The sequence below is a fragment of the Oleiphilus sp. HI0066 genome (genome assembly GCF_001635725.1).
Genome location: NZ_LWFH01000655.1, coordinates 1 through 606, shown reverse-complemented (window position 1 = coordinate 606; position 606 = coordinate 1). Strand labels below are relative to the sequence as shown.

The window sequence follows — 606 nt, the reverse complement described above, 5'->3', positions numbered from 1 at the left end:
GCATGTCTTTTGTGTTTATGTTAATGGCAGTCGCTTTTTATAACGATATTATGCGTCTTTAATGCTGCCTCTTCGGTAGTTTTGTGTGTGAGTAATGAATGAATAGTATTTCTTGGTACCCCGCCTTTTTTGCGTTAGCGATAGGGATGGTGCTTGCTTTCTCTGTAAATGCGAAAAGCTTTCAAGTCGAAGATATTCAAGTTGAAGGGTTGCAGCGTGTTTCGGCTGGTACGGTATTCTCGAGTTTTCCAATAGCCGTTGGGGAAGAAGTTGATACGATGAAGTTGTCTGAGGCGAGTAGATCGCTATTTCAGACGGGCTTGTTTACAGATATAAAATTGCTTGTAGATGATCGAGATCTGATTGTTTCTCTCGTTGAGCGTCCTTCTATAGCTAAGATTGAAATTGAGGGTAACAAAGATATTGCAGCCGAGGACCTGTTGGAAGGCTTGAAGCAAGCTGGGATGTCCGAGGGTCAGGTTTTTAAGCGCGTCACCTTGGAACGTTTGGAACTCGAAATCCTGCGTTCTTACGTCACTCAAGGGCGCTATAGTGCTTCAGTTGACGCAGAAGTCGAGGTTCTTGAGCAGAATCGCGTTAATATCA

1 protein-coding gene is annotated in these 606 nt (G+C 43.7%); it reads left to right on the top strand.

The genetic code is table 11. The features are described from left to right. Window positions 1–98 precede the first annotated feature (98 nt). The coding region (locus A3738_RS08290; protein WP_304440086.1) for a POTRA domain-containing protein at window positions 99–606 on the top strand (508 nt) is incomplete at its 3' end.